This is a genomic window from Mesorhizobium abyssinicae (genome assembly GCF_049887195.1).
Taxonomy (GTDB): Bacteria; Pseudomonadota; Alphaproteobacteria; order Rhizobiales; family Rhizobiaceae; genus Mesorhizobium; species Mesorhizobium abyssinicae.
Genome location: NZ_JARAKC010000024.1, coordinates 56,207 through 64,275, shown reverse-complemented (window position 1 = coordinate 64,275; position 8,069 = coordinate 56,207). Strand labels below are relative to the sequence as shown.

The 8,069-nt window shown below is 58.8% G+C and carries 4 protein-coding genes and 3 pseudogenes; 1 reads left to right on the top strand and 6 read right to left on the bottom strand.

The window, feature by feature from the left end; genetic code table 11:
* Positions 1-572 (bottom strand): annotated as a pseudogene (locus tag PU724_RS29240) (ISNCY family transposase); the annotation flags it as partial.
* A gap of 190 nt (positions 573-762) precedes the next feature.
* A pseudogene (locus PU724_RS29235) lies at positions 763-1,115 on the bottom strand (hypothetical protein).
* A gap of 190 nt (positions 1,116-1,305) precedes the next feature.
* Here PU724_RS29235 and glmS point away from each other — a divergent pair.
* A complete protein-coding gene (gene glmS, locus PU724_RS29230) occupies positions 1,306-3,129 on the top strand; it encodes a glutamine--fructose-6-phosphate transaminase (isomerizing) (protein WP_354425126.1) in 1,824 nt (607 codons plus the stop codon).
* 451 nt (positions 3,130-3,580) lie between these two features.
* Here glmS and PU724_RS29225 read toward each other — a convergent pair whose 3' ends face one another.
* The 4 genes and pseudogenes from PU724_RS29225 to metK all read right to left on the bottom strand — a co-directional run bounded on the left by PU724_RS29225 (position 3,581) and on the right by metK (position 8,044).
* Positions 3,581-4,573 carry an adenosine kinase gene (locus PU724_RS29225; RefSeq protein ID WP_354425128.1) on the bottom strand — a complete coding sequence of 331 codons (993 nt, stop codon included), beginning with the start codon at positions 4,571-4,573 and terminating at the stop codon, positions 3,581-3,583.
* Positions 4,574-5,327: 754 nt separating this feature from the next.
* Positions 5,328-6,185: a sterol desaturase family protein gene (locus tag PU724_RS29220; RefSeq protein ID WP_354425131.1), complete on the bottom strand. Its 858-nt coding sequence runs from the start codon at positions 6,183-6,185 to the stop codon at positions 5,328-5,330.
* A gap of 421 nt (positions 6,186-6,606) precedes the next feature.
* Positions 6,607-6,744: pseudogene (locus PU724_RS29215) on the bottom strand (adenosine kinase); the annotation flags it as partial.
* Positions 6,731-8,044, bottom strand: coding sequence for a methionine adenosyltransferase (gene metK / locus PU724_RS29210; RefSeq protein ID WP_426213722.1), 1,314 nt, complete (start codon positions 8,042-8,044; stop codon positions 6,731-6,733). The gene metK and the pseudogene PU724_RS29215, both read right to left, overlap by 14 nt.
* Positions 8,045-8,069 lie beyond the last annotated feature (25 nt).

Genomic DNA, 8,069 nt, shown 5'->3' with positions numbered 1-8,069 from the left:
GTGAGCACGAGGGTTTGGATGAAGCTGCCGCGAGCCGAAGGGCCGCTATGGGCGACGAGGTCCGCCTCAACGAAGCCTGGTGCTGGATCGTCCCAATCCGCCGACGTTCTAATGGGAATGCTCCGTCGCAGGGCATGCGCCGCGGGCCGTCGTCGGGGACGTCCCAAGCCTGCTCGGATCGGTCCCAGCGTCCTGTCGATCGTGGCCGCGCTCATCGCCAGCAATTTGCCCCGGATTTCGGGCGCTAGGTCAAAATGACCGTGCCGTTCCATCGCCTCGAGAAGGACCGGCAGCAACGCCTTCAGCCGCTTGCCGCAGACGCGGTCTGACGCCTCCCACAGCAATATCAGCGCATTGCGTTCCGCTTCATCATAAATCCGCGGCCGCGCTCGCCGGCCTGAAAACGGCCCCTCACGGCGTCTTAGCAGCCGCATCGCATGCTTGCGGTGAAAGCCCGTGATGACGACGAATTCATCCAAAATTCTCGCCTTCTCCGCTCGCGTCGAAGCACGATAGCGCTCTGAAACCGCAGCCGTCAGTTCTTTCCGTGTCGCCATGCTCAGCCGTCCCATAGTTGCCCCTGCTCATACCCCTCGGTAGGGAGCAACTTATGTGAGGCAACGGCTGAAAATTCGGGAACATTTTCGACGAGGCAATGCGGAGAGCAGCGTCAATCAGGATTGACGCGCTCCTCTCTCCCGGTTTGTCGCGCTACACCGGTGTGTGGCGTTGCCGCTCACCGCCGGCGAGTGTCACCGAGCCCTATCCCGTCTCCGCTTTTTCCCGAATTGCGCGTGCCGCAGCCACCATGTTCATCAGGGCAGGGCGGACCTCCTCCCATCTGCGCGTTTTGAGACCGCAGTCGGGATTCACCCCACAGTTGGCCATCCAACAATCGATGGCACAAGCATGATAGGGTTGGAAATCTCGGCCATTTCTGGGAACCGCGGCGAGTGAATGTCATAGACACCAGCGGCGACCTCGTCCCAGCCTTCGGCCAGGGCAAGGGCGAGCATGACCAGTTCGTCGGTCTTTTGCGCCGCGAAGGCGAGCCACGACTTCACATCCGCGTCGAGCGCCGTCTTGATGTCCACGCCAATCGGTACATGCCGCATCGAAAGGCTCTGTTGGAATGCCGTCGCGCATCTTTGGTCCATTTATCGGGTGGATGATTGCTATTCCAACAATCAATTTTACTGTCCTAATATAATCGTATTAGAGGATCCTGAATTTCAGCGCGTTGGGTATCCTCGTCGTGATTGGTGCGTCGACTGAGGGGTGCCGGAAAGAAATCGGAGACGGGGCATGTGCGGGATTGTTGGTATCGTTGGGCAACAGCCCGTGTCGGAGCGGTTGGTCGACGCCTTGAAGCGTCTGGAATATCGCGGCTATGATTCCGCCGGCGTTGCGACGATCACCGGGGGTGCCTTGCAGCGCAGGCGCGCTGAGGGCAAGCTCGTTAATCTGGAGACGAGACTGAAGGCAGAGCCGCTGAATGGCTCCATCGGCATCGCCCACACGCGCTGGGCCACCCATGGAGCGCCGACGGAAGGCAATGCGCACCCGCACTTTACCGACGGTGTGGCCGTCGTTCATAACGGCATCATCGAGAATTTTGCCGAGCTGAAGGAGGAATTGGCGGCGGCGGGAGCCGAGTTCCAGACCGACACCGACACGGAGGTCGTCGCGCATCTTGTGGCAAGGCACCGCCAGGAGGGCATGGGGCGGGGCGAAGCGATGCATGCCATGCTGAAACGCATCAAGGGCGCCTACGCGCTCGCCATCCTTTTTGAGGATGATCCGTCGAGCATCATCGCAGCGCGCAATGGACCACCGCTGGCGATCGGCCACGGCGACGGCGAGATGTTTCTTGCATCCGACGCGATCGCGCTTGCCCCCTTCACGAATGAAGTCACCTATCTCATCGACGGTGACTGGGCTGTAATCGGCAAGGGGGGTGCCGATATCTTCGATTTCGACGGCTACCCCGTAGAGCGTCCGCGTCAGACTTCCATGGCCGCGGCTTATCTGGCCAACAAGGGCAAACATCGCCACTTCATGGAGAAGGAAATCTACGAGCAGCCCGAGGCCATCGGCCATGTGCTCGCCCGCTATGTCAGTTTGACAGAGAATCGCGCCGATCCGGTTCCTAGCTTCGATTTTGCCAGCATTCCGAGCCTGGCGATCTCTGCCTGCGGCACCGCCTACCTCGCCGGACTGATCGGAAAATACTGGTTCGAGCGCTATGCTCGCCTGCCAGTCGAAATCGACGTTGCTTCCGAATTTCGCTACCGCGAGATCCCGTTGTCGCCCCAGTCTGCTGCTCTTTTCATTTCGCAATCTGGCGAAACCGCCGATACGCTGGCCTCGCTGAGATACTGCAAGAAGCTTGGACTGAAAATTGGCGCGATCGTCAATGCCGCCGAATCGAGTATCGCTCGGGAGGCCGACGCGGTCTTCCCGATCCTTGCCGGCCCGGAGATCGGCGTCGCCTCCACCAAGGCCTTCACCTGCCAGCTTGCCGTTCTTGCCGCACTTGCCATCAGCGCCGCCCGGACCCGCGGAACGGTAACCGAAAATGAGGCGCAGGCGCTGGTCCGAAGCCTTGCCGAAATGCCGCGCATTATGGGCCAGGTCCTGAACAGCATCCAACCTGAGATAGAGCTTCTGGCGCGCGAATTATCCAAGTATCATGACGTCCTGTATCTTGGCCGTGGCACCAGTTTCCCGCTGGCGATGGAAGGTGCGCTGAAGCTCAAGGAGATTTCCTATATCCACGCCGAGGGCTATGCGGCGGGTGAATTGAAGCACGGTCCGATCGCATTGATAGACAAGAACATGCCGGTGATCGTCATCGCGCCATTTGATCGCTTTTTCAACAAGACAGTCTCCAATATGGAGGAAGTCGCCGCCCGTGGAGGGCGGATCATCCTCATCACCGATGAAAAAGGAGCAACCACATCCAAGCTCGACACCATGCACACGATCGTGCTGCCAGCTGTCGACGAGATTATCGCGCCGATGATCTTCTCGCTGCCCATACAGCTTCTTGCCTATCACACAGCGGCCTTCATGGGCACAGATGTCGACCAGCCGCGCAACCTCGCAAAATCAGTCACCGTCGAATGATTGCGATGCGCTCATAGCTCAGTCTTCTGGTGACAAGGCGCATCGTCACCGGCACCTGGACGTCGACGAGATGCAGATCAGGTCCGAGGCCGGGTGGAGATATCTTAAGCTCTATCGATTGTGGGCGACCCCACCCAATTCAGCCACGTGCGTTACTTGCCAGCGCCAAGTGCGCATGAGACCGAAAATAAAGGCGTTCGCGATCACCGAAAACATCCGTGAAGTCGGATTGCCGCTGTATTTGATGCCCGCGCGCCTGGAGATCGCCGCGAGCGGCCATGGCGCCAAACGATTGTTGTCCGGAAGATGGATGTCGACAAGGAATGCCGGCCGTAGCATCCTGTTCAAGCGGCAAAGTCATCACCACCGGCGGGTCTAAGCAGTCCTATTTCAGGCTTCACGACCAGCGCCATTGAGCTCCGGTGCTTTGGGCGCCAGTCCTTGGCACGCCCTACAGCAGCCCTGCCTGTTCGGCCTCGCGGCGCAGGTTCTGGCGCGGCCGCGGGCCGATCTGCTGAATCACCAGCCCGGCCGCCAGCGAGCCGAGATCGCCGCAATCCTGAAGGCTGCGGCCACTCGTATAGCCGTAGAGGAAGCCGGCGGCATAGAGGTCACCTGCGCCGGTCGTGTCGACCAATTCCTCGATCGCCGTCGCCTGGATGGTAACGGTTTCGTCGCCGCGCACGATCACCGAGCCTTTTTCCGAGCGGGTGACGGCGGCGATCTTGCAATCCTTGCGGATGGCGGCGAGCGCCTCGTCGAACGAAGCGGTCTGGTAAAGCGATTTGATCTCGTGGCTGTTGGCGAAAACGATATCGACGGTGCCCGAACGCATCAGCTCGAGGAACTCGTCGCGGTAGCGGTCGACGCAGAACGAATCCGACATCGTCATCGATACCTCGCGCCCGGCGGCATGCGCGAGCCTCGCGGTCTGGCGGATCGCTTCCTTGGCACGCGGCGGATCCCACAGATAACCTTCGAAATAGGTCACCTTGGCGCCGGCCGCCTTGTCGGCCTCGACATCCTCCGGGCCAAGCTCGACGCAGGCGCCGAGATAGGTGTTCATCGAACGCTCGCCGTCGGGCGTGACGAAGATCATCGAGCGCGCCGTCGGCGGTTCACCCTCAAGCGGCCCGGTATCGAAGGCGACGCCCTGGGCCTTGATATCGTGCGTGTAGATTTCGCCCAACGCGTCGTTCGACACCTTGCCGAAGAAAGCGGCCCGTCCGCCGAGGCTGGCGACGCCGGCGGCGGTGTTGCCGGCACTGCCGCCCGAGGCCTCGATCGCCGGTCCCATGCGGCTGTAGAGCAGCTCGGCGCGCCTGGTATCGATGAGGTTCATCGCGCCCTTGATGATGCCGTTGGTCTCGAGGAAGGCCTCGTCGCACTGGGCGATGATGTCGACAATGGCATTGCCGATGCAAAGCACGTCATATTCCGGCATCGATATCTCCAACGACTGCCGGCTTTCTGCCACGCCGGCCGGGCGCGATCAGTTGGGATGGGCTTTCCGCATGCCAATCTATTCGACACGAGTCTCGCGGCGCTGCGAGCCTTGCATCGCGCCGTAAGTTTCAGCCCCTCCAGGTAGACTCAGGCTCTTCGCACCCGAAGTGCTCATAGGTCGCGGCTTTGTGACCGGAAATAAATGGACCCGGCTTGACCTCGCTGACCTCAAACAGCCTTTGGGATTCCTACCATTTTTAGCGATTTGGTGTTGCAAAGCCTTTGTGAATTTTCTGGAAGGATCAGTTACAATGCTCAACCGAAACGCAACGCTATGCCGGAGACGATCCGAGGTGGTAGCGGGCTGATGGTGCCGCGCGGCGGGGCGGTGCAAAACGGCTATTTGACCGGTTTGCACTCCGCCGTCTGGCTGGTCTCAGTTGATTAACCGTGTCGTGAAGCAGATAACAGGTGCGCACCTTGCCCCGTTAGACAGAGCGCGCGAAGGCCCGAGAGGGATTGCTGGCTTGACGGTGCAGCGCCGGCAAAGTCACGCGACTGGCGCCACCATCTCCGGTCAATCTCGCCAACGCGGCAGCGCGATAGGAAAATTCCCTACTCTGCTGCCGCTCAGGCGCAACAGTCCTTGTTAGGTGGAGGCTTGTCGGGCGTCTGTGGGATGTTCCAGATATGCATTCATCGATGGCTTTCTGGCCTCGACAGTCAGACACGAGGCGTAAGCCTCCACTGGTCTAATCCCTGGCCTCCACAGCATTTCCGACTTTGGGTTTACGCCAGCGACGTCGATCGAATGGGAACATAATGTAATCCCGCACGGTCAGCGGCTCGGGCTGGTTTCGCATGCCAACCTCCGGCCACTCATTCTTTTTTGGCCAGTATGCCGTTAGAAAAATCGTATCCCAGATGGTTGTAAAGAACCCATAGTTTCGGTGCCGGTGACCCGGTTCCATCGAGTGGTGGATGCGGTGGAATTTGTTGTCGCCAATGATGTATCGAAGCGGCCCAAGATTGATGCGGGTACTGGAGTGCGAAAGATGGGCCTGGAACGTAATCAGCGTCATGGCAACGATGGGCACCACGCCAGATTCAAAATGGATCAGAGCGAGTGGCAGTGCTACCAGCGCTGCGTAAACGAGTGGTTCGGAGATGTGATGATTGCAATTCCATGCCGTCAATTCGCGGATCGAGTGGTGCGTAGCGTGAAGCCGCCAGAGGAATGGAACAGCATGCTGAGCGCGGTGCATCCAATAGTAAAAGAAATCGCCAGCAATCGCGACTAAAACCCCGGAAAGGACCGCCAATCCACTGTTGACGATTGCGTTGTCAGAGTGGAGCAACGTTGCGAAATTGATCGTTACCAGCGGCTTTACTCCTAGCCAGGCCAGACCAACAGCGAAGAAGTGCCAAACAAACGCACCCAATCCGAGCCTAATAAGCCAATTCCGCATGCCGCGAGCGTATGAGGCAAGACTGTATCGATAGGCCGGAACGGTGAACTCCAGCGCGGCGCAAATGGTGGCAAAGACCACCACCAGCTCGAGCGATTTCACGAAGATCTGCGATATCTGATTAAAATCGAGAATTTGCATTTGTTTGCTCCGGCGAATCGTTCAAGCTGCGCCAGCTTCAGGTCGGAACATCGAGGCAGTCATTTTCGTCATCAGGGCGAATCCAATGGTTAGTCGATCTCCGGCGCGGCCCGATAAATTCGAGGTCGGCACCCGAATCTATATCCGCGCAGAAAGTACGAATTTGCATATAGCCAGGTCATGCAAAATTTGTTTTTCAGGCGCTTCCAAACAGTAGTCATTTCACCGGCACAGCGGGGCTCCGCGGCACCTACTATGCGGGATTCTCGCGGATGGGCAAAATCGATTGTTTGGATATGACCCATCCGTTTTCCAAATGGTCGGAGGAGCCCGTTGGACGCGATGGCTTGTCCGAGGCGACAAACTATGCCCCAGTGCGTTGAGGCGGCGACCTGCCATGGCAGCAGAGCCTTGTAAAAGCCATCAGTTCGGCGCGACCGGTGTCGATGAGGTTCATCGCGCCCTTGATGATGCCGTTGGCCTTGAGGAACGTCTCATCGCACTGGGCGATGATCTCGAAAATGCCATTGACGATGCAAAGCACGTCATATTTCAACATCAACGTCTGCGCCAACGGGGCTACCGCTTTGTCCATGCCGGCTGGGCAAGGTCTGGTTAGTTGGAATGGGCCTTCCGCACGCAGGTCCATTTGACGCGGGGCCTCGAGGGGCTGCGAGTCCAGCCTCGCGCCGCAAATCGTCGGCTCTGTCAGTCCTCTCCCAGGTGAACTCGGGCTCTTCGCGACCGAAATGACCATAGGTCGCAGTCTTGCGGTAAATCGGGCGTAAAAGATCAAGCATCTTGATAATGCCTTTCGGCTTGAGGTCGAACAACTCAAGAATGAGCTGCTCGATACTTCTTTCCTCAACCCTTGCTGTCCCGAAAGTATTGACCATGACAGAAACGGGACTGGCCACGCCGATCGCGTAAGCAAGCTGCACCTCGCAGACATCCGCAAGTCCGCTGGCCACCACATTCTTCGCAACATATCGGGCGGCGTAGGCAGCCGAGCGGTCAACCTTGGATGGGTCCTTGCCTGAAAAGGCGCCGCCGCCGTGACGCCCCATTCCACCATAGGAATCGACGATGATCTTGCGTCCGGTGAGGCCGCAGTCGCCGCGGGGCCCTCCGACCACGAACCGCCCTGTTGGGTTGACCAGAATTCTGATGTCTTTCGTTTCCAGGTCGGTCGGCAGGACCGGCTTTATTATTTCCTCAATGACCCCCTCGCGAACTGTCTCTTGCGAGACCTGCTCATTGTGTTGCGTCGACACGACGATCGTATCCAGGGCGACGGGCCGTAAGCCCTCATAACGCACGGAGACTTGGGATTTCACGTCAGGGCGCAACCAGCTAAGATGACCTGCCTTGCGGACATCCGCCTGTCTTTTCGTCAAACGGTGGGCGAGCTGGATCGGCAAAGGCATCAGAGTATCGGTCTCGCGGCATGCATAGCCGAACATGAGGCCTTGATCTCCTGCTCCCTGTTCGAGATCTTGTCCCCGACCTTCGTCAACCCCTTGGCTAATGTCGGGTGACTGCTCGGTGAGGGCATGAATGACGGAGCAACGCCGGCCGTCAAAGCCAACGGCCTCATCGTCGTATCCGATATCAACAATCGTATCGCGTGCGACTTGGCTGTAGTCGATCTTTGCATCGCTGGTAATCTCGCCAGCCAGAACGACCGTCCCTGTCTTCACCAAGGCTTCACATGTCTTCACCAGGGCTTCACAAGCGACGCGCGCGTTCGGATCGAAGCGCAAGACTGCGTCGAGGATTGCGTCCGAGATGTTGTCGGCGAGCTTATCCGGGTGTCCAGCGCCAACCGATTCGGAAGAGAAAACGAACTGCCTAGCCATGAAGTGCCTCGCTTCGGGTGTTGGA